This window comes from Butyrivibrio sp. WCE2006 (genome assembly GCF_000701985.1).
In the GTDB taxonomy this organism is placed as follows: Bacteria; Bacillota; Clostridia; order Lachnospirales; family Lachnospiraceae; genus Butyrivibrio.
Window position 1 is genome coordinate 1 of sequence record NZ_JNKH01000003.1, and the last position, 26,719, is coordinate 26,719.

At 41.2% G+C, this 26,719-nt stretch carries 20 protein-coding genes; 19 read left to right on the forward strand and 1 reads right to left on the reverse strand.

The window, feature by feature from the left end; genetic code table 11:
- The first annotated feature begins 321 nt into the window (after positions 1 to 321).
- The 12 genes from T501_RS03165 (at position 322) to T501_RS03220 (ending at position 15,567) form a co-directional block, all read left to right on the forward strand.
- On the forward strand, positions 322 to 1,743 hold the full coding sequence (locus T501_RS03165) for an L-fucose/L-arabinose isomerase family protein (protein ID WP_044913270.1): 1,422 nt from the start codon (positions 322 to 324) through the stop codon (positions 1,741 to 1,743).
- A gap of 69 nt (positions 1,744 to 1,812) precedes the next feature.
- The gene (locus T501_RS03170) at positions 1,813 to 2,637 is read left to right on the forward strand and encodes a transketolase (protein ID WP_044913272.1); all 825 of its coding nucleotides are present in this window, start codon (positions 1,813 to 1,815) and stop codon (positions 2,635 to 2,637) included.
- A 29-nt stretch (positions 2,638 to 2,666) separates the two neighbouring features.
- A complete protein-coding gene (locus T501_RS03175) occupies positions 2,667 to 3,599 on the forward strand; it encodes a transketolase family protein (RefSeq protein ID WP_026510279.1) in 933 nt (310 codons plus the stop codon).
- On the forward strand, positions 3,596 to 5,074 hold the full coding sequence (locus T501_RS03180) for an FGGY-family carbohydrate kinase (protein WP_044913275.1): 1,479 nt from the start codon (positions 3,596 to 3,598) through the stop codon (positions 5,072 to 5,074). Before T501_RS03175 ends, T501_RS03180 begins: the two co-directional genes overlap by 4 nt.
- Positions 5,075 to 5,104: 30 nt before the next feature.
- A complete protein-coding gene (locus tag T501_RS03185; RefSeq protein WP_044913277.1) occupies positions 5,105 to 6,064 on the forward strand; it encodes a GTP-binding protein in 960 nt (319 codons plus the stop codon).
- Positions 6,065 to 6,214: 150 nt separating this feature from the next.
- The gene (locus T501_RS03190) at positions 6,215 to 8,242 is read left to right on the forward strand and encodes an efflux RND transporter periplasmic adaptor subunit (RefSeq protein ID WP_197027911.1); all 2,028 of its coding nucleotides are present in this window, start codon (positions 6,215 to 6,217) and stop codon (positions 8,240 to 8,242) included.
- Complete coding sequence (locus T501_RS03195) at positions 8,239 to 8,961, forward strand: ABC transporter ATP-binding protein (RefSeq protein ID WP_044913281.1); 723 nt, start codon at positions 8,239 to 8,241, stop codon at positions 8,959 to 8,961. The genes T501_RS03190 and T501_RS03195 overlap by 4 nt, the downstream gene beginning before the upstream one ends.
- Positions 8,951 to 10,228 carry an ABC transporter permease gene (locus tag T501_RS03200; protein ID WP_044913283.1) on the forward strand — a complete coding sequence of 426 codons (1,278 nt, stop codon included), beginning with the start codon at positions 8,951 to 8,953 and terminating at the stop codon, positions 10,226 to 10,228. The genes T501_RS03195 and T501_RS03200 overlap by 11 nt, the downstream gene beginning before the upstream one ends.
- Positions 10,221 to 10,928, forward strand: a complete 708-nt coding sequence (locus T501_RS03205) for a response regulator transcription factor (RefSeq protein WP_044913285.1) — start codon at positions 10,221 to 10,223, stop codon at positions 10,926 to 10,928. Before T501_RS03200 ends, T501_RS03205 begins: the two co-directional genes overlap by 8 nt.
- Before the next feature lie 2 nt (positions 10,929 to 10,930).
- Positions 10,931 to 12,652: a HAMP domain-containing sensor histidine kinase gene (locus tag T501_RS03210; protein ID WP_050008103.1), complete on the forward strand. Its 1,722-nt coding sequence runs from the start codon at positions 10,931 to 10,933 to the stop codon at positions 12,650 to 12,652.
- A gap of 166 nt (positions 12,653 to 12,818) precedes the next feature.
- On the forward strand, positions 12,819 to 14,249 hold the full coding sequence (locus T501_RS03215; protein WP_044913288.1) for a TldD/PmbA family protein: 1,431 nt from the start codon (positions 12,819 to 12,821) through the stop codon (positions 14,247 to 14,249).
- A 37-nt stretch (positions 14,250 to 14,286) separates the two neighbouring features.
- Positions 14,287 to 15,567 (forward strand): metallopeptidase TldD-related protein, encoded by a 1,281-nt coding sequence (locus tag T501_RS03220; RefSeq protein ID WP_044913455.1) that lies wholly within the window; start codon positions 14,287 to 14,289, stop codon positions 15,565 to 15,567.
- A 49-nt stretch (positions 15,568 to 15,616) separates the two neighbouring features.
- Here T501_RS03220 and T501_RS03225 read toward each other — a convergent pair whose 3' ends face one another.
- Entirely contained in the window at positions 15,617 to 17,158 is a 1,542-nt protein-coding gene (locus T501_RS03225) for a DUF5597 domain-containing protein (RefSeq protein WP_044913290.1), read from the reverse strand.
- 152 nt (positions 17,159 to 17,310) lie between these two features.
- Here T501_RS03225 and T501_RS03230 point away from each other — a divergent pair, with 152 nt between their 5' ends.
- The 7 genes from T501_RS03230 to hisS all read left to right on the forward strand — a co-directional run bounded on the left by T501_RS03230 (position 17,311) and on the right by hisS (position 26,714).
- Positions 17,311 to 18,138: a helix-turn-helix domain-containing protein gene (locus T501_RS03230; RefSeq protein WP_044913292.1), complete on the forward strand. Its 828-nt coding sequence runs from the start codon at positions 17,311 to 17,313 to the stop codon at positions 18,136 to 18,138.
- 396 nt (positions 18,139 to 18,534) lie between these two features.
- A complete protein-coding gene (locus T501_RS03235; protein WP_044913294.1) occupies positions 18,535 to 20,412 on the forward strand; it encodes an extracellular solute-binding protein in 1,878 nt (625 codons plus the stop codon).
- 190 nt (positions 20,413 to 20,602) lie between these two features.
- Positions 20,603 to 21,520 carry an ABC transporter permease gene (locus T501_RS03240; protein ID WP_330363585.1) on the forward strand — a complete coding sequence of 306 codons (918 nt, stop codon included), beginning with the start codon at positions 20,603 to 20,605 and terminating at the stop codon, positions 21,518 to 21,520.
- A gap of 14 nt (positions 21,521 to 21,534) precedes the next feature.
- Entirely contained in the window at positions 21,535 to 22,428 is an 894-nt protein-coding gene (locus T501_RS03245; protein WP_242832982.1) for a carbohydrate ABC transporter permease, read from the forward strand.
- 35 nt (positions 22,429 to 22,463) lie between these two features.
- Complete coding sequence (gene yicI, locus T501_RS03250) at positions 22,464 to 24,731, forward strand: alpha-xylosidase (protein ID WP_044913296.1); 2,268 nt, start codon at positions 22,464 to 22,466, stop codon at positions 24,729 to 24,731.
- A gap of 312 nt (positions 24,732 to 25,043) precedes the next feature.
- Entirely contained in the window at positions 25,044 to 25,313 is a 270-nt protein-coding gene (locus tag T501_RS03255; protein WP_026510263.1) for a hypothetical protein, read from the forward strand.
- A gap of 132 nt (positions 25,314 to 25,445) precedes the next feature.
- Positions 25,446 to 26,714, forward strand: a complete 1,269-nt coding sequence (hisS, locus tag T501_RS03260) for a histidine--tRNA ligase (protein WP_044913300.1) — start codon at positions 25,446 to 25,448, stop codon at positions 26,712 to 26,714.
- The last annotated feature ends 5 nt before the right edge of the window (positions 26,715 to 26,719 follow it).

Sequence of the window (26,719 nt, forward strand, 5' to 3'; positions counted from 1 at the left end):
ACCCATGATCATGGAGCATCGACACCCTCGCATATAAGAATCCAGCTTAAGATGGACAGATGCGAAACCACACTGCTAGATGGTCGTCCATGCACTTAAGCAAACAGCCAGCCGGTTTGAAGCTAACTTCCATGTCAGGGGAACAGACTTTTAATTGAAGCAACCATTTCTGGTTCAACAGGAGATAATAGAACTATTACCTGATTGACACGGGGACAATTATATCATGGGCTTAACTAAGCCTATTGAACAAATATTTATTAAGTTATCAAGGTACATTTAATGTATCTAAAAATATTATACGAGGAGGTATAAGGATGAGTGGAAAAAGCAAAGATCAGAATCGGACTGGCACCCACAAGAAGAAGCATTTTCAGTGCACCGGATGCTATCAAATTTGCAAATCTTACAAGAGATAAGCTTGATGAGCTTGGTGTTGAATATGTTGACATTAAAGATATAAACGAAGAGGGACTTCTCTATGATGATGACGACCGCATAAAGATTGCGGAGAAATTCAAGAAAGAGAAGGTTGATGGACTTTTCATTCCTCATGGTAATTTCGGTACAGAGTACGAGTGCGCAAGACTTGCAAAAGAGCTGGGAGTTCCGGTTCTTCTCTGGGGACCAAGAGATGAGAGACCTGAACCTGACGGAATGAGACTTCGCGACTCACAGTGCGGACTCTTTGCGACAGGTAAGGTTCTTAGAAGATTCAGAGTTCCGTTCACTTACATGACAAACTGCAGACTTGATGATCCGGAATTTGAGAGAGGTGTTAAGGACTTCCTTGCTGTATGTAATGTGGTAAAGAAATTCAGAAGTATCAGAATTCTGCAGATCGGACCTCGTCCTTTCGATTTCTGGAGCACCATGTGTAACGAGGGAGAGCTTCTGGAAAAGTTCAATATTCAGCTTGCACCGATTCCGATTCCTGAGCTTACAGCAGAGATCAAAAAGGTAAAAGAAAAGACACCGGATAAGGTTTCTGAGGTCGTTAAATACTGTCACGAGAATATGACCTGTGATATTTCAGAGGATCTTCTTACAAATGTGGCAGCACTCAAAATAGCTATGAGAAATCTGGCAGATAAATATGGATGCAGTGCGATTGCAATCCAGTGCTGGAATGCCCTTCAGGGAGAGATTGGAATCATGCCCTGTGCAGCAAATGCACTTTTAAATGAAGAGGGACTTCCTGTAGTCTGCGAGACAGATATTCACGGTGCAATCACACAGATAATCGTCGAAGCTGCAGGCATGAATGAAAAGCGCGGACTATTTGCAGACTGGACAGTTCGTCATCCTGACAATGAAAATGGTGAGCTTCTTCAGCATTGCGGTCCATGGCCGATATCTGTTGCAAATGAAAAGCCTACAATCTGTGTTCCTGTAGCATTTGATCACAACGGTGCAGTTTCAGCTGAGGCTAAGCACGGTAAACTCACACTTGCAAGATTCGATGGAGATAACGGAGAGTACTCCATTTTGCTTGGACATGCAAAAGGCGTTGACGGTCCTTATACAAAGGGGACATACCTTTGGGTAGAGGTTGAGAATTTGAAGCGCCTTGAGGCAAAGGTTGTAGAAGGACCTTACATCCATCACTGTGTAGGAATTCATGAAGATGTAGTTCCGATCATCTACGAGGCATGCAAGTACATTGGTGTTACGCCGGATCTCTATGATCCTATCGAGGACAAGGTCAAGGCATATCTTCACGGCGAAGATGTTGAGTTTTAAAAGAAACACTTTTCCTCTGGAGTTATGAGCTTACTTCAGCAGCGGATGAGGGATAAACAGGAGGCAAAATTGAGTAATTTAAAAGCATTAGCATACAAATTAAGGAAAGATACCATAGACATAATTATGGAGGGTGGCGGCGGTCATATCGGCGGAGATATGAGCGTTATGGAGATTCTGGTTGATCTTTATTTCAAACAGATGAATATATCACCGGATAATCAGGACAGCCCCGATCGAGACTTTTTTATATTGAGTAAGGGACATTCAGTAGAAGCCTATTATGCGGTTCTTTGTGAAAAGGGATTCCTTGACTATGAAGAGGTTAAGAGTAAGTTTTCTAAATTCGGTTCACAGTATATCGGACATCCCAATAACAAGCTTCCCGGAATGGAGATGAATTCAGGCTCCCTTGGACACGGGCTTCCAGTGAGTGTAGGAATTGCGCTGGGTAACAGGATGAATGGCAAAACAAGTCGTACCTATGTGGTTATGGGAGATGGAGAGCTGGCGGAAGGTTCAGTGTGGGAAGGTTTTATGGCAGGAAATATGTATCATCTTGATAACCTCTGCGCCGTCATTGACAGAAACCGTCTTCAGATATCAGGAAGCACGGAGGATGTAATGGCTCATGAGGATCTGTTTAAGAGAGTTCAGAGCTTTGGCTGGCATGTCATAAGCGTTGATGGAAATGACCTTGATGAGCTTGATAAAGCCTTTGAAGAAGCAAAACAGACTAAAGGAAAACCAACCTGCATAATCGCTAATACCACAAAGGGCAAGGGCTCTAAGGTTATGGAAAATAAGGCATCCTGGCATCATCATGTTCCTTCATTGGAAGAATATGAGCAGATAGTAAAGGACCTTGAAGAATGCAGGAGCATGCAAGGCTAATTGATTTTGATAACGGAGGCTGATTTTTCATGAATAATATACCAAACAGAAAAGTAATATGTGATGTTTTGATGGAGCATGCAAAGGATGATCATGACATAGTTGTTCTTTGCAGCGATTCCAGAGGATCCGCGTCACTTACACCATTTTTTGAGAACTTCCCTGAGCAGGCTGTGGAGGTTGGAATTGCAGAGCAGGATCTTGTGAGCATAGCGGCAGGTCTTGCAAAGGTCGGAAAGAAACCATTTGCAGCATCTCCTGCAAGCTTTTTATCCACAAGAAGCTATGAGCAGGCTAAGGTTGACTGCGCATATTCAAATATGAATGTGAAGCTTATCGGAATAAGCGGCGGCGTTAGCTATGGAGCTCTTGGAATGAGCCATCACAGTGCTCAGGACATTGCGGCTATGGCAGCAATTCCCAATATGAGAGTTTACCTTCCATCTGACAGACATCAGACAAAATATCTTATAGAGGCTCTTCTTAAGGATGAAAAGCCTGCTTACATCAGAACAGGAAGAAATCCTGTGGAGGATACTTACGCAGAAGATAACTGTCCTTTTGAGATGGATAAGGCAACTATAGTAAATGAAGGCAGTGATGTAACAATAATTGCCTGCGGAGAGATGGTTAAGCCTTCCCTGGATGCTGCAAAGCTCCTTGAAAAGGAAGGGATAAGTGCAGAGGTTATTGATATGTACTGTGTAAAACCACTGGATACTGAGGCTATTATAAGGTCTGCGAAAAAGACAAAGGCAGTGATCACGGTAGAGGAGCATGCACCTTTTGGAGGACTTGGCTCTATGGTGGCTCAGGTTGTATCAGCAAACTGCCCTAAAAAGGTATTGGAAATTGCTCTTCCTGACGCACCTGTTATAACAGGAACTTCCAGGGAAGTGTTTGATTACTATGGAATGAATGCAGAGGGAATTGCAAAGAAAGCAAAGGAAGCACTCTCATGAGTAAATATATCATTGGAATAGATCAAAGCACTCAGGGAACAAAGGCAGTTTTGTTTGATGAGAAAGGTTCACTTTTAAAAAGAGAGGACCTGCCTCACAGACAGATAGTCGACTCCAGAGGATATGTTGAACATGACCCTGAGGAGATTTACAGAAATGTCATACAGGTTGTGAAAAATCTGGTAGAAGCATCCGGGATTGATAAAAATCAGATTGAGGGCGTCGGCATAAGCAATCAGCGAGAGACCTCAATAGCTTGGACAAGAGACGGAAAACCGTTATATAATGCTATCGTGTGGCAGTGCAAAAGAGCAGAAGATATATGTGACGATATTATGAGCAAGGGCTATGGGCAGATGATAAAGGAGAGAACAGGAATCAATCTTTCTCCATATTTTCCTGCCGGAAAGCTTTCCTGGATAATGAAGAATGTTGACGCAGCAAAAAAAGCGGCAAAGGATAAAAAGCTTTGCTGTGGTACGGTGGATGCATTTCTTGTTTACAGGCTGACAGGCGGAAGAGAGTTCAGGACAGATTATTCCAATGCCTCCAGAACCCAGCTCTTCAATATCGGTAATCTCAAATGGGACGAGCAGATATGCAAAGTATTTGAAGTTCCCATTGAAGCTCTTCCGGAAGTCACAGATTCAGATGGATATTTTGGCGAGACAGATTTTGAAGGCTTTTTGCCACATCCTGTTCCGATACGAGGTGTTCTTGGAGATTCTCACGGTGCACTTTTTGGGCAGGGGTGCTTGTCAGAAGGAATGGTAAAGGCAACTTATGGCACAGGTTCGTCAGTAATGATGAATATCGGTGATAAGCAGGTGCTTAGTTCTCACGGACTTGTAACCTCACTTGCCTGGAAAATCGGCGGAAAGGTTGATTACGTTCTTGAAGGAAATATTAACTATACAGGAGCTGTGATTACCTGGCTTAAGGATGATTTGCAACTGATAAATTCAGCGGCAGAGACAGAGGCCCTTGCAAGGGAGGCTGACCCTGAGGATCATTCATATATAGTACCTGCGTTTTCAGGTTTAGGGGCACCATACTGGGATGGGAAAGCAGAAGCTGTTATCTGCGGAATGACAAGAACTACAAAAAAGGCAGAAATTGTCAGGGACGCACTTGACTGCATCGCCTATCAGATTGCTGATATTGTAGGTGCTATGAACGATGATGTCAGTTTTTCCATTAAGGAGCTTCGCGTCGATGGCGGTCCTACAAAAAATGCATATCTTATGCAGTTCCAGACAGATATGGTAAGGGTACCGGTACTTGTTCCTCCGGCTGAAGAACTATCTGCAATGGGCGCGGCTTATGCTGCGGGAATTGCCCTTGGAATCTATGACAAAAACAAGCTGTTTTCCGGAATAAAGCGCACTGAATATAATGTAAAGATGAGTGAAAAAGAGTACGAAGGCCATTATAATGGCTGGAAAGCTGCTGTCAGAAAAGTTCTGCAGCCCTGATCTTTTACCTCTCTTAGACTGGTGGGTGCAATGGTTAAGATAGACCTGATAACCGGCTTTTTAGGATCCGGAAAAACAACTTTTATAAAAGAATATGCAAAATTCCTTTTGGAAAAGGGTGAGAAAATCTGCATTATTGAAAATGATTATGGTGCGGTAAACGTGGATATGGTTCTTTTACAGGACCTATATGGGGATAACTGTAATCTGGAAATGATTGTTGGAGGAGACGGGCAGGAAGCCCATAGAAGGCGCTTCAGGACGAAGCTTATTTCCATGGGAATGCACGGATATGACAGAGTTATAATTGAACCCTCCGGAATCTATGACGTGGATGAGTTTTTTGATGTGCTCTATGATGAGCCTTTGGACAGATGGTATGAGATAGGGAATGTAATCTCGATCGTCGATGCCAATACCGTGACAGATCTGACGGATATATCCCGTTATATTTTTATGACTGAAGCTGCATGTGCAGGAAAACTGGTACTGAGTAAGCTGCATGATGATGTCAGAGAGTCTGACATAGAAGGTATCGTTAAGAGAATAAATGACATAATGGCTGAGTTTACAACCGGAATCAGTTTCAGTCAGGGAGATGTGATTGCCAGGCCTTTTAATGAGCTTGATGCCGGGGACTTTGAGGGAATCATGGGCTGCGGTTACAGGCATGCTTCCTATGTGAAACTTCCTCTTGAGGACAGGCAGTTTACGCCATTATTTTACTTTGACGTTGAGATATCTGAAGAAGAACTCATTAAAAAGGCAGAAGCACTATTTACTGATGAAAAAGCCGGTCATATCATAAGAATTAAGGGCTTTGTCAAGACCGGCAAGGATGCTCAGGTACAGCTAAATGCCACTGAGAAAAAGACGGAGGTAAAGCCTGTCACAAGTAGCAGAAATGTACTGATAATCATTGGAGAAAACCTTAACAAAGAGTATATAAATGAAATATGGAAGGATTACTGCTCGGTGGTATCCTTGTGATATTCAGGTATAAGGACAAGCCAAATCCTTACAATTAAAACAAAATTTTGAGCCTTTGCTAATCTTAAGAAATCTTAAGATTACGCAAAGGTTTTTTTTATGTGCGGGTTTTATACTTCATTCAACAGACTCTTGAAAGGTGACAAACTTATGAAGATCAAAGAATTTTTAAGTGGAAAAAGAACCAAAGTATTAGTGATAACTTCAATTGTTCTTATTGTTTCAGTGACAGTCGGAACAATTAATTACACAAGGATTACTCATGCCAGTGCAGCTGCAGATGAATCTGTAAGTATGATCGAGACAGCAGAGGTTACACGGCAGGATTTAAAGAAAACAATAAGCCTTAACGGAACGATAACAGCTCTCGACAGTCAGAGCGTTGCAAGTGAACTTACAGGAGTGAAGATTAATTCATTAAAAGTAAGAGTAGGTGACAGGGTTAAAAAGGGCGATGTCATAGCGGTGCTTGATACTACAAGTATAGAAAAGTCCCTTGCACAGGCAAAGGAGGCACTTGAAATAGCAAAGAAAAAGGACTCACTTGAGCTTGCAACTGCACAGAGAAATTATGATGCTGCTGTTGAGACAGCCAGAATTCAGATCGAGCGTGCTGAAAGGGATGCACAAAAAGCTGACAAAGCTTATAACGATGCTATTGCTGCTTCAGATGCTGCAAATGCTGAAAACAGTAGTGCGGAAAGCTCTGTTAACGATATGACAGCCGCTGCAAGCGGAGCAAAGGATGCAGCAGGAAATGCCGCAGCTGAAGTGACAAGAAGTGATGACAAGTATTCAAAGGCCCAGGAAGCCTACGAGACTGCCAATAAAGACGTTGGTGCACTTGCTGATTCCATAAGCACCTTAAAGACAGATTATGAAGCTTTTACCAAAGGCGATTTCACAACGGCTTCAGACAGATTCAGTAAAGCGGGCGATGATCTTACAGCAGCCAATAATGCACTTAAGGATGCTGAGAGTAAAAAGACCGAGCTTGATTCAAATCCTGATGCAAACCCTCAGGATGTGGAAAATGCCCAGGGAGTTCTTGATAAGGCAAGGACAGATGCAGCAACTGCCCAGGGTGTTTATGATGAAGCAAAACAGAATTATGAGAATGCAAAGACTAAGCTTGAAGGTATTCAGAGTGCAATCAGCACAGCAGAGGGGCAGTACGAAGCTGCTGTAAAAGCAAGGGATAAAAAAGAAAAGAAAATGACCAAAGCTCAGGGGGAAAATGAGAGGGCGAAAAAAGACCTTGAGGAAAAGCAGAGTGCTCTGGAGGATGCCCAGACAAATCTTGCGGAGGCTAAGACAAAACAGGCAGAAAAGGAAGCGGATGCCAAGTCAGCAAAAGAGTCAATTCAGAGTGCCAAAGACAATGCAGAGAAAGCAAAGGAAGAAGAGGAAGATCAGAAGAGAGAAAACGGAAAAACTGTTGCGGACTCAAAAGACAGCTTTTCAGAGACACAGCTCAGTCAGGGCAGCAGTACGATACAGGCTCAGCAGGAGGTTGACAAGTACGAGCAGGAGCTGGAAAAAGCTACGATTGTCGCTCCCTGTGACGGACTGGTTACATCCGTAGGTGTAAAAGAGGGCGGTATCTATGATAACGGAAATGAAATTGCGCTGATCCAGAATGACAGTGGCTATAAAGTTACTGCAACAGTTGATCAGTATGATATCTGTGATATCAAAGAGGGTATGAAAGTTACGATAAAGACAGATTCTGTTGATAATGAGATGAATGGAACACTTTCATTTGTTTCTCCGATACCGCAGGGGGCAGCATCCCAGAATAGTCAGGAACAGAGCTCTTCCAGCACCTCCAGTGATTATCCTATCGAGGTTTCCATAGATGGCGGAATGGAAGACAGACTCAGAATAGGAATGACTGCCAAAATAACCATACTTCAGCAGGAAGCTGATAATGTTCTTACTGTTCCCGATAGCTGCGTTCAGACAGCAGAGGATGGAAGCCTGTATGTTGAAAGAGCAGATCTTGATGGAAATGGAAATGCAGTTGCAACAGGTGAACATATCACAGTAAGTTATGGCATAAAAACCGATTATTATGTGGAAGTAAAGGGTGATGGATTAGAGGAAGGAATGAACCTTGTTGTTCCATCCTACGATGAATTTATGAGTACTGATATAACCGGCGGGGTGGAAGGATGACAGATATAGTGACTTCAAATATCATGATTGATGCGAAGGGGATTGTAAAAAGCTTTAATATCGGAAGCGAAAATGAATTAGAGATACTTCATGGCATAGATATATGCGTAAAGAAGGGCGAATTTGTTTCGATAGTAGGTACTTCCGGCTCAGGTAAATCCACGCTGATGAATATCATAGGGCTTTTGGATAAGCCAACGGGCGGTTCATATCTTCTTGACGGTGTGGATGTATGTAAAGCAGGGGATACTGAGCTTTCCCATATCCGAAATAGAAAGATAGGGTTTGTTTTTCAGACCTACAATCTTATTGCCAGAACCAGTGCACTTAAAAATGTTGAACTTCCGATGCTCTACGGAGGTGTGAGGGCAAGGGAGAGAAAAGAGAGGGCAATGGAACTTTTGGAACTTGTCGAGATGAAGGAGAGAATGAATCACACTCCTGATGAATTATCCGGTGGACAAAAGCAGAGAGTTGCAATTGCAAGAGCTCTCGTAAACAGACCTTCAATAATTCTGGCAGATGAGCCCACAGGAGCTCTTGATTCTGCAACCGGAAGGAAAATCATGGACATTTTTCATAAGCTTCATGAGGAGCAGGGAATCACCATTGTTTTCATAACCCATTCACCGGAGCTTGCGCAGGAGACTGAGAGAATACTTACGCTTAAGGATGGCAGGATAGTAGATGAGAGGATGGGAATAAGATATGCTTCTTGAAAATGTAAAGCTTGCGCTTACGGGACTTCTGGCAAACAAAATGAGGACATTCCTTACTATGCTTGGAATTATAATAGGAATTGCTTCTGTAATCGCCATTATGACAGTCGGGGACGCAATGAATAAATCTGTCATGGGGCAGATGGGAGATATGGGCGTAAATAATATCAGCGCTTATGTAATGCAGAAGATGACTGAGGATTTCGATTACTCAGAGGATGCTTATATCCGCGAGATGAAGGATAAGGACTACTTTTCGGAGGATATGATTAATGATCTTTCGGAACATTTTTCAGACAGAATAGAGGGAATAGCACTTAAGAAAAGTGCAGGGGAAATCAAAGCTGAGGACGGTAAAAAATACGCAAACATTACTTTGGAAGGAGTTAACGCAGCAGCCATTAAACAATCAAAGATAAAGCTTATAGCCGGAAGAAGCTTTTCACAAAATGAGCAGCAGGAAGCAAGGAAAGTAATAATAGTATCAGACAGATATGTTAATAACATGCTTCAAGGCGATGCCAAAGCAGCCCTGGGGAAGGCTGTAGAGGTGGTTATAGACAACAAATATTATGACTATACGATAGTCGGAGTCTATGAATATTCGGAGAGCAGCGTCGGAGGTATGAGTGCAGGTAAAAATCAAAAGGATATAAGGACTTTTGCATATCTTCCGCTTCAGACCGCACTTATACAAATGAGAGAAAAGCAGCTCTATGATGAGATGGAAGTTGTTGCAAAAACAGGCGCAGATCAGGGAGCACTTGCACTGGATATCCAACAATATCTGAACAATAAGTATTACAAGGACAATGATACCTATGAGGCATATGCCTACAGCATGAAGGAAGAAATAAAATCGATGGAATCCATGCTGAATACACAGACTTATGCTTTTGCGGCAATTGGTGCCATATCTCTTTTGGTAGGAGGAATTGGTGTGATGAATATAATGATAGTGTCTATCACGGAGAGAACCAGAGAAATCGGCACCAGAAAAGCCCTTGGAGCAACCAACGGATATATCAGACTGCAGTTTATTACAGAGGCAGTTGTGGTGTGTTTTATCGGAGGAATTTTGGGCGTAATCGTTGGTCAGATTTTTGGAATAATGGCCTCCAAAATGATGGGGTATAGCGGTAGTGCTTCAATTGGCGGTATAATATTCTGTGTACTGTTTTCTATGGCATTTGGAGTATTTTTCGGATACTATCCTGCCAACAAGGCTGCAAAGCTGAATCCTATCGAGGCACTCAGATATGAATGATAAAAAGTACAAAATACTTATAGCCGAGGATGATGTTGATATCATAGATCTTCTAAGGCTTTATCTTGAAAATGCAAATTATGAAGTGATATCTGCAGAGGATGGAGAGGCGGCACTTAAAGCTGTTGAGGCTGAGAGTCCCGACCTTTTTATCTGCGATATTATGATGCCTAAGTTAAATGGTTATGAAGTAATAAGAACTATCAGAGAGAGGCAGAACAGCATTCCGGTTCTTGTTCTTTCTGCCAAAAATCAGGACAGTGACAAGATTCTTGGCCTCGACATTGGCGCTGATGACTATATGGTAAAGCCTTTTAATCCGCTTGAAATCGTTGCCAAGACAAAGGCTATGCTTAGACGTTTCTATAAATTCGGAAGCAGCCTTCCAAAGAACAATGACATCACGGTTGTGGGCGAGCTTTCCCTGGATGTGCCAAGGGCGAAATTCACAAAGAACGGAGTTGAGATTCTTCTTACTCCCACAGAGTTTAGAATCATGACTCTTCTTATGAATAATCCCGGAAGAGTTTTTACCAAGGTGCAGATCTACGAGTACATCAACGGCGAGTACTATGAAAATGATGACAATGCTCTTATGGTACATATGAGTAATCTCAGAGACAAAATAGAGGATGACAGCAAAAATCCCAAATATATTAAAACGGTGCGTGGGCTTGGTTATAAAATGGAGCGGGGCTGAAAATGAAATTATTTTTTTCTTCGATGAGGCGTGAAAAAGGTACGCTTTATTCACTTGTTACCAGGTATTATATTTTCTTTGCAGCAGCAGTTCTGCTGCTCGCTTTCATTGTGGTAAGACTGACTGATGAATCATTGGAAATGGCAAACATTACCATTGATGTAGACAAGATAATAAACAACAAAGAAGCGCTAAAGAGCGAAAAGTATGACAGACTAAGCACCGGAGGAATGCCTGGTAAAGGCAGCTATTTTGAAGTACTTGATGAAGCTGCAAAGGTCATTTACTCAAGCGATAAATCAAAGAGTAATGAATATAGTCCTGAGGTGCTTCAGTTTATTCCGGATGTATCAGGAAATACTTACTATTATCTTGACTCTGTTATTGGAGATGATGGGAAAAACAGGGGATATATCCTAAACAAATATATGACTGTGACTTCAGATGAGGATGAACAGTTTGGGCTTGGAGGAATAGCTGTTTTTGATGAAGACAGGAATGTTATTTTTCAGAATGAGGGAATAAACATTAAGCATATTTCAGACTCTGAATATAAGATATTGTTCGAGAATGATGAAGATACATATCTTCAGAAATTTGAGTTTACTACAGGTAGCGGTGATGTGAGAACTATGCTGATCCATCAGGATTTCAGCAGTTCTTCTGCAAACAATGCGTACAGGAAAATCTATATGACCGCAATTCTATCCTTCCTGTTTATCCTTTCTATTTTTGTGGTGTTCTTTGTTCTAAATACTGCATTTGCAGTGAGAAAGCCCATAAAAATGCTGCAGAATGCCATGGATGATTTTGGCAGTGGAAATAAGGATGTTGCGATAACCTACTCAGGACCCAAGGAATTTGTACAGATAATGGATTCCTTTAATGAAATGGCAGGGAAACTTGCCACAGCGGAGAGGGAGAAAGAAAAGCTTGAGGAAGAAAGGCAGAAGATTCTTGCTGATATTTCCCATGATTTAAAGACTCCTGTAACAGTAATTCAGGGATATGCCAGAGCAGTAGCAGACGGGCTTGTTCCGGAATCTGAAGTAAATAAGTATCTTGAGACCATCAGCCGAAAATCAGATAACCTTGCTGAACTTATAAATTCTTTTTATGAATATTCAAAACTTGAGCATCCTCAGTTTAGGATCTACAAAAAAGAATGTGATATCTGCGAGTATTTCAGAGAATATCTCGCTATTAAATATAGTGAGCTGGACTTATCAGGATATGAGATGGAGATCAACATACCTGAAAAGGTGATTAAAAAGAGCATTGATGAAGCACAGCTTAAACGGGTATTTGAAAATATCATCTCTAATTCTGTAAAGTCCAACCCAAAAGGCACCGTGATCTATGCAGGAATGGAAGTGCTTGAGGGTAAGACTGATATAGATAATAAAGTCTATAGAAATGATAATGTCAGCAAAACAGCTGGCAGTGAAAGAGGTAGTAAAAATGATAGAATGGCCCAAAACTATGATGACAGAAGTCCCAAGGTAGTTATTTATCTTGGAGATAATGGGGTAGGAGTCCCGGCTGCTATCAGGGATGATGTTTTTAAACCCTTTATAGTCGGAGATGACGCCAGAACCAGCGGGAAAGGAACAGGCCTTGGCCTTGCCATAGCAAAGCAGATCATTGAAGCCCACGGCGGAACAATAAGACTTATGGATGAAAATGAATCAGATTATTCAACAATGTTTGAAATAATATTGTGATGATGGTGGCAAAAGGTCATATATAGACAAAGTTTGCAATTTTTACATGGATTATTGCTTATGACATTTTAAATAATGTAAAATAAAACTCTGGGCTTGCTTATAGCTCAGAGTTTTTTAGTACAAATAACGAGGGGAATTAATATATTTGGAGGTAATGAAGTTAATGAAAGCAAAATTTTCATCATATCTGGAAAAGCTTGCACCAAGCCTCAAACAGCTGATTGATGCACTTTCTTCAGATTATGATTATGTAAGCGTTCTTGCAAGTGATTCCAAGGGCTTCTCTATCCAGGCATCACAAAAGAGCAAGGCGATAACAGGTGAAAACATGACAACAGAAAGAGGTTGTGTTGTCAGAGTTTATAAGGATGGACTTTACAGTGAGTATTCTTTTAATAAGCCTGATGTGGATGTGCAGGCCATGGCAGCTAAGCTTAAGACAATTCTCGATGATCAGATAGAAATCCTGAAGAGGACAGGTACAGAAATTTTTGATACTGCAAAGCTTGAGGATGAGCCGATTGAAGTCTTCACAGAGATGGAGACAGATGTGATGCCAGAGGATGTTGATCTTGGCGCTCTTATGAAAAAGCTTCAAAGCTACAGTGATAAGGCGGTTTCTCTTAAGGAGTTTATGATCGACGCTCCGGTTTCTGCAAAGTCTACTCATGTTTGTAAGCTTTTCCTTACAAAGAACAGAGATATGCGTCAGAGTTATGTGTATACTGAAGGATCTGTTCTTGCAATTGGTATGAAGAACGGAAGAAATACCATGACAGTTGAGGGCGTATCTGGAAGAACAGGCGCAGGCATACTTGACGGCCTTGAAGAAAAGGTTGAGATTGCAGTAAATGCAGTGGGAGATATGCTCAGTGCTTCTCCTGTTGTTCCCGGGGAATATGAGATTATTACAAGCCCCGAAGTTACAGGACTTATTGCCCATGAAGCCTTTGGCCACGGCGTTGAGATGGATATGTTTGTAAAGAAAAGAGCACTTGGAGCAGAGTATATCGACAAGCGCGTAGGTTCAGATCTTGTATCTATGCATGAAGGTGCAAACTGTGTTGTTGATGTTGCAAGCTATGCCTTTGATGATGAGGGTACTCTTGCCGGTGATGTGACAGAAATAGATCACGGAATTCTTAAGACAGGAGTCTGTGATGCTCTTGCGGCTCTTAGACTTGGAACCAAGCCCACCGGTAATGGAAAGAGAGAAAACTTCGAACACAAGGTTTATACAAGAATGACCAATACCATGTTTGATAGCGGAAGTGATTCCAAGGATGACATGATTGCGTCTGTTAAAAAGGGATATTATCTCGAGGGTATGTTCTCCGGCATGGAGGATCCCAAGCACTGGGGAATCCAGTGTATTGTGGCAAGAGGCCGCGAAATCATAGATGGTAAATTTACAGGAAAAGTAGTGGCACCTGTTGTAATGACCGGTTATGTGCCGGATCTTTTAGGATCAGTTTCCATGGTCAGCACCGACCGTGAATCCTTTGGTAATGGTGGCTGCGGTAAGGGACATAAGGAATGGGTCAAAGTATCTGATGGCGGCCCGTACCTTAAGGCAGTAGCAAGACTTGGATGATTTCACTGATTATAAGGCATATACGAAAGGAAACAAGATGACCGATAAAATTATAGAAATACTCAAGGCATCTTCTGCAGATGGCTTTGAGATTACAGATACAGTAACTCTTGGTTACGAATTTTACTTTATAAAGCATAAGCTTGATCAGAACAGAGTAAGAGACGTTGAACATATAAATGTTAAAGTTTATAAGAAGCTTGATGACGGGAAAATGCTTGGAAGTGCGTCTGGCGAGATATATCCTACACTTTCAGAGGAAGAGATAAAAGATGAGATAGATAAACTCATAGGACGTGCGGAGAACGTAAAGAATCCCTTTTATGAGTTAAATAAACCCGGTGATTTTGAGGCTTCAAAGGAAAGCAATGTTGATGTTTCAAAGATAGCAGAGAACTTTGTTGCTGCAATGAAAGAGCTTCCGGAGACTGACACAGAATACATAAACTCCTATGAGATTTTTGCTGAAAAAAACAAGAGAAGATTTGTCAACTCTGAGGGAATAGATATCACTTTTGAATATCCCTCATCAATGGTTGAAGTCGTTGTCAATGCGAAAGACAATGACCATGAGATAGAGCTCTACAGAATGTACAAGGCAGGAACCTGTGACAAGGAAAACTTAAAGAAGGATATCTCAGAGGTTCTTAAGTACGGAAAGGATAAGCTTATAGCAAAGCCTACACCGAAGCTTTCCAAAGCAGCAGTTGTATTTCCTACAAGTGATGCAGTTCAGATTTACAGCTGGTTTGTAGAAAAGTGTAATGCAGGATTTATCTACAGCAAGTATTCCGATTGGGAAATTGGCAAGGATGTTGCTCCTAAAGCGAAAGGTGACAAGGTTACACTTAAATCAGTGAGAAATCTTCCAAACTCATCCAGGAACTTTGATGTGGACGAAGAAGGTGCAGCTATTTACGACATGACAGTTCTTGAAAACAATGTGCCTCAGACTTTCTTTGGTGGCAGGAGATTCAGATATTATCTGAATATTAAGGATTCTTATCTTGCATACAATTTTGATGTTACAGGCGGAAGCAAGACAGCAGAGGAAATCAGAAGCGGTAAGTATCTCGAAATAGTGGAGTTTTCTGATTTTGAGGTGGACTCTATTTCTGGTGATATTGCAGGTGAAATCAGACTTGGCTATTACCATGACGGAGATAAGGTGACACCTGTAAGTGGTGGCTCCATCTCAGGATGCATGGAAAACTTTATTAATGAAATGTATATGTCAAAAGAGAAAAGACAGTACGATAATTTCAATATTCCGGCTCTCACAAGACTTGAAAATGTTATCGTTACCGGAGTTGAGTAAATAAATGACTTCCTGCGGGCAAAGTAGAAGTGCCCGCAGGAAGAAATTATCAATATTTATACAGTTCGGCAATGTATGCCTTAGGTATATCACCGAATTTCAAAGTCATCTTTTCATCGCCATTTAGAATGCGTCCGGGTTTCCATTCTCCGTTAATGAATTCACCTTCTTCAAGTTTTAAATAATCTGCCTTTTTATCCTCACCTGGCTTTGCTCTGAACTTAAGGGAGCACTCTGCCCCGACAATTATGAACTTATTGGGAGAGAGCTCGAATATGGATACATTTCCAAGAGGATGAGTTGCCATTCTCGGAGAATATGAGATTGCTACATCATAGCTTTCAAAACCGGCAAATACTCCAAAGTCATTTTCACCATGCCTTACAAAGGATTTAAGATGCTCTGTTCCTCTGTATTTAAGATATATTGGCTCCATGTTTTTGATAAGTCCGTAAGCAGCACTGAGTTTTTCCTTACTTCCCGTGATATCAAAGGCTGACGGATCGATATTGAGTGCAATCATCACTTCCATCGGCGGCTTGTCCACTACAGACGGATCAAGCGAAAGCTCCTCAATTCCAAAGGGTGAAAAGCATATTGCATTTTTACCAAAGAAGGAATACAGGCAATATGATGAAGCCACAGCATCCTTGCGGATTTCCGGAATAAACAGGGGATTCTCATCATATGTATATTCATCAATTACATCAGCACAATATGGCACATAAATATCAGGCGCCAGAGCAAAAAGGCTTTTTGCAATTTCCTTCCATATCTTATGAACGCCTCTTACAGGGCCGCCGGTGGGGTAGGAGCCTCTATACCAGGGGTATTGCTTAAGCCAGGCATTTACATAGCATGGAAGATCATATTCCTTTTTACCTGTACTTGCGATTTCCTCCACAGCTTTTGCATAGTAATAAGCCATGAAATATTCTTCTGCATCATCACCAAAAGCTTCCTTCCAGCTTCCTTTGGCATCGTAGATTTTTTCAACAACCTCAGGTATTTTACTGTCAAATGCATCGTTTGCAATCTTGCAATAATCCCTTTCACTGCCGAGTACTCCTATTTCATTTTCAACCTGCATAACGATGACAGTAGACTCTTTTTCATCATATTCTCTGATATGCTTCATGATATTTGAAAAAGCGCTCTTATCCTTTTCAACGGCCTCCCGGCAAAGGGGGGATATGATATTTAGCTTTTCTCCGTTTACCTTTTCTACATGAAAATACTTTTCCTGATCCTTTTTCATCCAGCCCGGAACATACATGGATTCACTGTTTTTCCAAAGTCCAAACCACAGAAAAATCAGCTTCATATCTTCCTTGCGAGCTTTATCAATTATACTGTCAATAAGTGTGAAATCATATTTGCCTTCCTCTTCCTCGATTTGTTCCCAGTAAAGCGGCACTATTACTGAGTTCATGTTGAGTCCGCTTAGCCTTTCCCACACTTCTTTTTCCATGAAATCCATGTTGGATGCGCTGGAGTTGTGAATTTCACCGCTCCTGCAAAAGAACGGTTTATCGTTTACAAAAAGTGTATATATTCCTTTTTCATCCTTCTTTACAACTGGTGTACTCATTCTGTTTCCCTTCCTTGTATAAAAATAATTCTGCTGTCACAGCTTTATCGACGCTTTGCTTTATGGATATTCTATTATTGACCGGTTGTCTGTCTCAATATTAAAATAGTGTTATGAATATAAATATTTTAATGTAATCTATAGAGGTAATTATGATTGAGTCATTTGAAATTATCCCGGGTGAGAGAAAAATGCTTCCGCTTATACTAAGAATGATAGGTATAAATCACCACCAGGAGCCTATAAACAGGCCAAGAGGACTTCCTGTTTATCAGTGGTTTTACTGCTCAGAGGGAATCGGAGAACTAATAATAAATGATGAAAAAAGGATAATAGAGGAGGATACCGGATTTTTTATAAATGCAAATGAAGGTCACAGCTATAAAGGACTCTCTGATAATTTCACTCTTCATTTTATTGGATTTGAAGGGCCGATCTGCAGCGTCCTGTTACAGACACTTGGACTTGTAAAATCGGGAACCTATCATCTGCGTTCCCCTGAGGAATTTTGCAAAAAACTGGAAAGTCTTTATCGGATGACAAAACGTGATATACCTGACAAAAAGTATATGTTTTCAGAGATTCTTTACAGTATTCTGGTTCAGCTATCCTTAAATATTTCCATGATAAATGATTTTACCAAAGTTGTTGATTCCCCTCTTGTTAAAGAAATAATGCTGGAGTTGGAAAACCACTATCAGGAGAATATTTCTATCACTGATATCAGTGGAAAACTTGGGAAAACACCTGAATATATCTGTACAATTTTTAAGCACCATATGAATTCTACTATCATTGCTGAACTTACAAAAATCCGAATGATGCACGCACAACATCTGCTTATTGATAATCCTGAGAAAAAGGCCTCAGAAATCGGAGAATTGTGCGGCTTTCAGAGCCCCAGCTATTTTGGCATGGTGTTTAAGAAAATGATGGGAATGACTCCAAATGAATTCAGAATGAGTAAATTAAAGAATTGATGGAACTTTTTTGATAGATGGTTGGTGATTTATAAGCATAGTATCTAAAAAAACACCCTACTTTTTTGACATCTTAGTAAATATGACTAAATTGTATTGACTTAACCACAATATATATCCATAATGTATTACAGAACAACTAATTTCGATAAATTCATATACAAATTTCACAAAAAGCAATACAAGTTGAATACATTTAAATTTAGATCAAGGAAAAACTCAATGCTAATGGGTTAACGTTAACACTGAATAAATATTCAATCAGATCATGTTTTTATGATTATATCTGAGAATATTGCTTTTTGACGAAAAGCAGGAAGATGCTTTTGATAAGACGAAGGCTGATCCTATATGGACAGAGAATTTATCGACAATATTTTTCTAAGGAGGGTGAATATGAAAAAGAAGGTTTTAGCAACCTTGCTGGCTACGGTTATGACAGTCAGCATGACAGCATGTGGAGGGTCAGGAAGCTCTTCAGGCGGAACTGCTCCGGAGAGTACAGATTCCGGCAAAACTGAGACGACCACAGAGGATTCTTCCAAAGATACTGCATCAGAAGAAACAGCAGCAGATACTATAGAAGAGAGCAGCGAGCCTGCAGCATCAGGTGAAGGAATTCAGGCTATCTGGAAGTCAGCAGATTCCGAGGCAGATGATGCGGTTCCCGGAGAGAATGATGACAGAGCATTCAAGAAGTTTGATCATGTAGTAGAAGTTCATTACGGCTATCAGGTTAATCCTGTAGATACCACACTTCCTGAGGGTGATGCGGTTGATAATAACCAGTACACAAGATATCTTCTTGATAACTACAACATTAAGATGGTTTGTGACTGGACAGCAGGTAATAATGCAGATTTCCAGCAGAAGGTTTCTCTTGCTATCGCATCTGATTCACTTCCGGATGCAGTTATAGCTCCTAACCGTAATTATCTTGTTCAGGCTGCAAGAGCAGACGAGCTTGCTGATTTGGGTTCAGTATTTAATGATTATGCTTCCAAACAGGTTAAGCAGATTGTAGAGACAACAGGCACGAGAGCATTTGAAAATGCTACGGTTGACGGAACATTCTGTGCACTTCCAAATATCACTGTTGATACAGATGGTGTTTATATTTACTTTATCCGTCAGGACTGGCTTGATAAGCTTGGTCTTGAGGCACCTAAGACAGTAGAAGAGCTTGGCGAAGCAGCTAAGAAATTTAAGGAAGAAGGACTTTCTCCTGATTATTCAATCGCAGGCATAGATGCAGGCGGACGTACATATTCAAACTTCCTTAATTCTTCAAATAACGGATATGGCTTTGATGCCCTTTATCAGGCATTTGATGCAACACCCGGATATTTCCTAAGAAATGATGCAGGTGAGCTTTATTGGGGAACAACAACTGATGAGATGAAGGAAGCTCTTACAACACTTCATGACTGGTATGAGCAGGGCCTTATCAATCCTGAGGTTGGTATCACTACAAACGGCGATAATGCAAACGGTGTTAAGAACGGTACCTGCGGTATCTTCATGGGACCCTGGTGGTCACTTGGATACGGCAATGGCGATTCCTTCAGAAATGATCCTAATGCTGACTGGCAGGCTTATCCTCTTTACAACAATAAGGGTGAGTGGAACATTCACATGAAGGATATCGGAACCACATACACAATGGTAAATAAGAATGCTTCTGATGATGTTAAGCAGGCTGTTATCATTGCTAACAACGTACTTGTAAGAGATGAGTCAATATTTGATACATCCGTGGCTATTGACTGGTATCCGCTTAGAAATACCATGGCAGCAGCAGATGAGTGCGAATATGAATATGAAGCTTTGATGAGTATTCTTAAAGGTGAGACTTCTGTTGAAGATTATCAGCAGGGCGGCTCAAAGTTCAATGGACTTTACAAGAATCTTGCAAATGATGCTGCTACACTTTCAGAGGTTATATCCCCTGATTACGATCCCAACAATGAGCTTCATGTAACAGATATGGATGTTATGACAAACAACGGCCAGTTCAATCGTTTCTATGCTATTTTCATAGGCGACCGTCCATATGCTACCGTTACACCTGACAAGAAGATCTATTCAGAACTTTATTACACAATCGATGGTATGGATACATACTGGACAACAGTATCTGATCTTGAGGATGCAGAAATCCTTAAGTTCATCACAGGTGCAAGAAGTCTTGATGAGTGGGATCAGTTCTGCTCAGACTGGCATGTTCAGGGTGGTGATCAGATTCTTGAGTTGGTTGATGAGTTTTTGAAATAATCCAGAATGCTTAATTAACCATTACTAAAGTTAGTCCGAGGCATTCCGGCAAAGAATTGCCGGGATGCCTTTTTAATACGAGGAAATTCCTTCGGATTTCCTATTGAATAAAAAGCGCTCCGCTATGGGGATGCGCATTAGAGCGCATAGCACTTGACGAGATTGTAATTACATAAAGGGGGTAATTGATTTGGCAGAAAAGAAATCTTCAGCAAAAGGAAGGACGCGCAGCAACGGTATAGCATACTGGATAATGGTAATTCCGGGATATATATGGTTGTTTATGTTTTCCATAGTACCTATGGTGGGTATCATAATGGCGTTTCAGGACTATAACCCCAGCAAGGGCTGGTTTGGATCAAAATGGGTAGGATTTAAATGGTTCGAATACCTGCTGGTTATACCTGATGCAAAGAGGGCGCTGGCGAACACTCTTATCATCGCTATATCTAAGGTGGTACTCAATATCGTGATACCCCTTATATTTGCACTTCTCTTAAATGAGATAAGGAATATGAAATTCAAGAAAACCGTGCAGACGATAGTTTACCTGCCTCATTTCATCTCATGGGTTATTCTGGCAAATATTGTCACAAATATGCTTGGTTCCAGCGGTATTTTGAATCTGATAATAAAGACCTTCGGAGGTGAACCCATACTTTTGATGACAATGCCTAAGACCTTCAGGCAGCTTCTTATCGGAACCGATGTATGGAAGGAATTCGGATATAACGCTGTTATTTACCTTGCAGCTCTCACAGGAATAGATCCTACATTATATGAAGCTGCAGCAATAGACGGATCCAGTAAATGGCAGTCTGTATGGCACATCACTATTCCCGGTCTGATCCCGACAATAGTACTTCTTACTACTCTTGCAATGGGTAATGTTTTAAATGCAGGTTTTGATCAGGTATTTAATATGTACAACTCACTGGTTATGGAAACCGGTGATATTCTCGATACTTATGTTTACAGAATAGGTATCACCAACATGCAGTTCTCACTTGCAACTGCAGCAGGTCTGTTTAAATCTGTTGTAAGCTTTATTTTGGTTGTGACATCTTATGTTCTGGCAAATAAGTATGCCGATTACAATATCTTCTAAGGGGGTTGCTGAATATGAATATGATCGAAAGTAAATCTCTGGGAAGTAAGATTTTCAAAATTTTTAATTACACATTGCTTACAATACTTGCCTTTAGTTGCCTGTATCCTTTGTGGTACACATTATGTGTATCTTTGTCGAACAAACTGGCAGCAGAGGGAGGTCTTGTTACTTTTTATCCTATAGGACTGACTGCAGCGACCTATAAGCTTATCATGAATGACGGTGCCTTCTGGAATTCCTTCAGAATTTCCATTATAAGAGTTGTTCTTGGTACGATATGGTCGATGGTTGCCATGATCATGATGGCGTACCCGCTTTCAAAGTCAAACAAGGTGTGGAAACCTAGAGGAATCCTTATGTGGATTCTGGTGTTCTGCATGCTTTTTAACGGTGGTACAATTCCGTGGTTTATTACAGTGAAAAATTATGGTCTTATTGATACTATGGCTGCACTGGTATTTGCAGGTTCAGTGCCGGTTTTCAATGTGCTCCTTCTGATGAATTTCTTCAGAAATCTTCCTTCAGATCTTGAGGAGGCAGCAGCAATTGATGGCGCAGGTCCCTGGCGTATACTCTGGCAGATCATCGTGCCTTGTTCAAAGCCTATAATCGCAACTGTAGTGCTCTTTGTTTCAGTAGGATACTGGAACGAGTATTTCCAGGGATTGGTTTTGATGAATAAGGAAACGAATTATCCGCTGCAGACATACATAAGACAGATATCCGTTCAGATACCTGTTGGAGTAACTCTTACAGCAGAGCAGTATCAGCAGTTGTCTCAGAATTCAAACAAATCATTGGAGGCTGCAAAGGTATTCATATCTATGGTGCCTATGCTTATAGTTTATCCTTTCCTGCAGAAATACTTTGTTACAGGTATCACAATAGGTGCAGTAAAGGGCTGATATGAAGGATTATTCTTAGGGAAGGGAATGACAAAATGAAATTTATAGATGGAAACTGGCTCATGGCCGACGGTATAAAGCCGGGATATGGTTTTAATATATTTGATTATGATATGACAGAGGACTCACTTACATTCTATCTGGCTGAAAGACCGGGTATGGACAGGCATACGGCGGTATCCTTACCATATGATACTGAGACGATCACTTCACCCATGGAAGGAGTTATAAAAGTAAATCTTGTCCACTTTGCCGGACAGGCTGGAAAAGTGCCTGCATTTAACATCAATGAGCAGCCGGTGAAGCCGAAAGTCAGCTATGAAAATAATGAGTTTTCCTTTAAGACAGGCGGCCTTGAAATGAAGGCTGCCCGCACGGAACCATTTGATATCCTCTTTTATGGGGACGGGAAGCTTTTGACTTCCTCAGGAACGAGATCCATGGCACATATGGAGGATGTAAAAAATGGTAAGACCTACATGACAGATGAACTAAGACTTAATGTAGGTGATATGGTTTATGGACTTGGAGAGCATTTCACGAATTTTGTTAAGAATGGTCAGAGTGTTGATATTTGGAATGAGGATGGCGGGTCAGGTACATGGCAGGCCTATAAGAATATTCCTTTTTATATCACAAGTTCGGGTTATGGCGTATTTATAAACACTCCCGGCAGAGTATCCCTTGAGATAGAGTCACAGAGAAACTTTAAAGTAGCGCTGTCTGTTCCCGGAGAGGAACTGGAGTATTTCATAATATATGGAGGAACTCCAAAGGGGGTTATTGAAAAGTATACAGCTCTCACCGGAAGACCGCCCATGGTTCCCGCATGGACAATGGGATTGTGGCTTTCAACATCATTTACGACAGAATATGACGAAGAGACTGTTACCAGCTTTATTCAGGGAATGGCAGATAGAAAGATTCCTTTGAGAGTATTCCACTTTGACTGTTTTTGGATGAGAGAAAACGAGTGGTGTAATTTCAAGTGGGATGAGAGATTTTTCCCTAATCCTCCTGAGATGTTAAAGAGACTAAAGAGCAGGGGAGTCAACATCTGTGTATGGATAAATTCCTACATAGGTCAGAAATCCTATCTTTTCAAAGAAGGAAAAGAGAACGGGTATCTGTTAAAACGTCCTGACGGAACGGTCTGGCAAAATGATGACTGGCAAGCAGGAAAAGCCATAGTGGATTTCACTAACCCTGATGCAGTTAAGTGGTACAAGGAAAAGCTTCGTGAGCTTCTCAAAATGGGCGTTGATGCATTCAAGACTGACTTTGGTGAGAGAATACCCACAGATGTAGAGTATTTTGATCACTCTGATCCAGAGCGTATGCATAACTACTATACATATTTGTATAACAAAGCAGTTTATGAAGTTATACAGGAGGAAAAGGGCGAAAAAGAAGCTGTACTTTTTGCCAGAAGTGCCACAACAGGCTGCCAGCAGTTCCCGGTTCACTGGGGAGGAGACTGTTTTTCAAATTATCAGGCAATGGCTGAAACCCTCCGTGGCGGACTGTCCCTCGGACTTGGTGGATTTGGTTATTGGAGTCATGACATAGGAGGCTTCGAAGCCACAAGTACTGAGGATGTTTATAAGCGCTGGATTCAGTTCGGACTTTTATCCTCACACAGCCGTCTCCATGGAAGCGGCTCCTACAGAGTACCGTGGAACTATAGTGATGAGGCCTGTGATGTTCTTAGAACCTTTGTAAATCTGAAGATGAGGCTCATGCCTTACCTTTATCTGACAGCAAAGGATGCAAGTGAGCATGGTTATCCTATGATGAGAGCGATGTTCCTGGAATTCCCCGAGGACAGAAACTGTAAAGTGCTGGACAGACAGTATATGCTGGGTGAAAACATCCTTGTGGCACCTATTTTCAATGATCAGGGAATTGGAGAGTACTACCTTCCTGATGGTACCTGGACCCATCTTATTTCCGGAGAAAAGAGAGAGGGTGGTAAGTGGTATACAGAGAAGTATGATTACTTCAGTCTTCCGCTTTTTGCAAGGCAGGGTTCAATAATTCCGTTTGGTGCGGATGAGACCAGGCCTGACTATGACTTTGAAGATGGAGTAACCTTCAGAATATTCCCTACTGATGAAGAAAAAGAAGTGACCTGCACTCTCGTAAAGCAGGATCAGACTTCAGGCTGCTCACTGACCGTGAGATTTAAGAAAGACAGTATAAGCTATAGCTATAAAGCAGAGGGAGAAAAGAAACCATACAAACTTCAGATTGGAGAGAAAGTGATAACTCCGGAATCTGATGAAGGAACAATAGAATTGTAATTACGAAAAGGCGCAGCTATAGGAGGTTGCGCCTTTTGTTGCAGTTTATATAGATTTTATGGAAGAATTACTAAAACATTAATGGATTACTCTTAGGATAGTCCTTGGTAAATATTGGATTAATATATTTTTTTAGCAGGATGATGATAGATAAATGGCGGATTTGACAAGGATAATATGAGCCTTGTCAGGTTCGCCTGTCTTTTATGCTTTGGTATGGTGCAGAAATCATATTGTCGACTGACTTGTAATTTTTGACGTTTACGTTTATTATTTTTGGATGAATATATTTCTTATTATGAGGGTAAAAAGATGAAGAATTTCGGGCAGTCGTTTAAGATGACACAGACAGGGTTCCTTACATCAAAATCAGGAAAGACCTTTATCCGGATTTATTTTACAAGACCCAGGAACCTTAGAGAGAATGATACAGCAGAAGGGATTATTCCAGGTTATAAGATTCTTAAGTCCGACGGCTTTAAAGAGGATGAAATCGCTGCGCTCGAATTCTATATCAAGCATAACCGTGAGGAAATAGTGAAAAGGGCCAGAGAGCTCAGCAATCCACTTAAATGGCTGTGAGCACCTGACGAGGTATTTTCGAGTCTGGTGCGAACGTGTCATGGCGAGCAAAGCGAGAGCATGACTTCCTTGGCTTTTCACCTGACGAGGTATTTTCGAGTCAAATTATAAAATAAAGAAGAGGTAACCTATATGGCATTAATTAAGAAACCGGTGACAGGCATGAAAGACATTCTTCCTGAGGAGATGAAGCTCAGGGACTATGTTATTGGAGTTATCAAGGAGACCTATGCCGGGTTTGGATTTACATCTATTGATACACCCTGTGTTGAATCACTTGCTAACCTGAATAGTAAGCAGGGCGGAGAGAATGAAAAACTGATCTTCAAGATTATGAAGAGAGGTGAGAAGCTTAAGCTTGAATCGGCTAAAGAGGAAAATGATCTTACTGATTCAGGACTTCGCTATGATCTGACAGTTCCGCTTGTAAGATATTATTCAAATCATCAGAATGAGCTGCCTTCACCTTTTAAGGCACTTCAGATGGGCTACGTGTGGAGAGCAGACAGACCTCAGAAGGGTAGATATCGTCAGTTTATGCAGTGTGATATTGATATCCTTGGCGAACCTACAAACCTCGCTGAAATTGAGCTTATCCTTGCAACCACAACTACTCTTGGAAGACTTGGATTTAAGGGCTTCCAGATAAGAATAAATGAGAGACGTATGCTCAAGGCCATGGCGGCTTACAGTGGATTCCCCGAGGAGAGCTATGATTCTGTTTTCATAACTCTTGATAAGATGGATAAGATTGGACTTGAGGGTGTTGCAGAGGAACTGGAGAAGGACGGCTTTTCCAAGGAGAGTATTGATAAGTACCTTAATCTTTTTAAGAACGTGGAAGGAAAGGGCGCAATTGACGGCATAAGATTCCTTGCAGATGAACTTGGTGACTTCCTTGATAGTGACGTAAAGAACAATCTCGAAGAGATTATCTCAAGTGTAGATTCCACTAAGAGTGCTGAATTTGAGCTTGTTTTTGATCCTACGCTTGTTCGCGGAATGTCATATTATACAGGAACAATTTTTGAGGTTGCTATGCCTCAGTATGGCGGAAGCTGTGGAGGCGGCGGACGTTATGACAAGATGGTAGGTAAATTTACAGGTCAGGATACACCGGCCTGCGGTTTCTCAATCGGATTTGAACGAATCATCATGATCATGATGGATGAGGGCTTCAAGATTCCTGATGAGAAGGACAAGGTGGCATTTCTTGTTGAGAAAGGCATCGGAGGAGAACAGCTTTCAGAGATTATTTCTGAGGCTCAGAAAGAAAGAGCCAATGGTAAACAGGTTCTGGTGGTCAGAATGAATAAAAACAAGAAGTTCCAGAAGGAACAGCTTACCAGCCAGGGCTATAATGACTTTAAGGATTTCTATAAGACAGAACTTAAACACTAATGTAT

Excerpts from the sequence above, each read along its gene's own strand:
- T501_RS03230 (WP_044913292.1), top strand. The coding sequence starts at position 17,311 with ATGATTGAGTCATTTGAAATTATCCCGGGTGAGAGAAAAATGCTTCCG.
- T501_RS03225 (WP_044913290.1), bottom strand. The coding sequence starts at position 17,158 with ATGAGTACACCAGTTGTAAAGAAGGATGAAAAAGGAATATATACACTT.
- T501_RS03210 (WP_050008103.1), top strand. The coding sequence starts at position 10,931 with ATGAAATTATTTTTTTCTTCGATGAGGCGTGAAAAAGGTACGCTTTAT.
- T501_RS03245 (WP_242832982.1), top strand. The coding sequence starts at position 21,535 with ATGAATATGATCGAAAGTAAATCTCTGGGAAGTAAGATTTTCAAAATT.
- T501_RS03180 (WP_044913275.1), top strand. The coding sequence starts at position 3,596 with ATGAGTAAATATATCATTGGAATAGATCAAAGCACTCAGGGAACAAAG.
- T501_RS03215 (WP_044913288.1), top strand. The coding sequence starts at position 12,819 with ATGAAAGCAAAATTTTCATCATATCTGGAAAAGCTTGCACCAAGCCTC.
- T501_RS03205 (WP_044913285.1), top strand. The coding sequence starts at position 10,221 with ATGAATGATAAAAAGTACAAAATACTTATAGCCGAGGATGATGTTGAT.
- hisS (WP_044913300.1), top strand. The coding sequence starts at position 25,446 with ATGGCATTAATTAAGAAACCGGTGACAGGCATGAAAGACATTCTTCCT.
- yicI (WP_044913296.1), top strand. The coding sequence starts at position 22,464 with ATGAAATTTATAGATGGAAACTGGCTCATGGCCGACGGTATAAAGCCG.
- T501_RS03190 (WP_197027911.1), top strand. The coding sequence starts at position 6,215 with ATGAAGATCAAAGAATTTTTAAGTGGAAAAAGAACCAAAGTATTAGTG.
- T501_RS03255 (WP_026510263.1), top strand. The coding sequence starts at position 25,044 with ATGAAGAATTTCGGGCAGTCGTTTAAGATGACACAGACAGGGTTCCTT.
- T501_RS03200 (WP_044913283.1), top strand. The coding sequence starts at position 8,951 with ATGCTTCTTGAAAATGTAAAGCTTGCGCTTACGGGACTTCTGGCAAAC.
- T501_RS03235 (WP_044913294.1), top strand. The coding sequence starts at position 18,535 with ATGAAAAAGAAGGTTTTAGCAACCTTGCTGGCTACGGTTATGACAGTC.
- T501_RS03185 (WP_044913277.1), top strand. The coding sequence starts at position 5,105 with ATGGTTAAGATAGACCTGATAACCGGCTTTTTAGGATCCGGAAAAACA.
- T501_RS03175 (WP_026510279.1), top strand. The coding sequence starts at position 2,667 with ATGAATAATATACCAAACAGAAAAGTAATATGTGATGTTTTGATGGAG.
- T501_RS03195 (WP_044913281.1), top strand. The coding sequence starts at position 8,239 with ATGACAGATATAGTGACTTCAAATATCATGATTGATGCGAAGGGGATT.
- T501_RS03220 (WP_044913455.1), top strand. The coding sequence starts at position 14,287 with ATGACCGATAAAATTATAGAAATACTCAAGGCATCTTCTGCAGATGGC.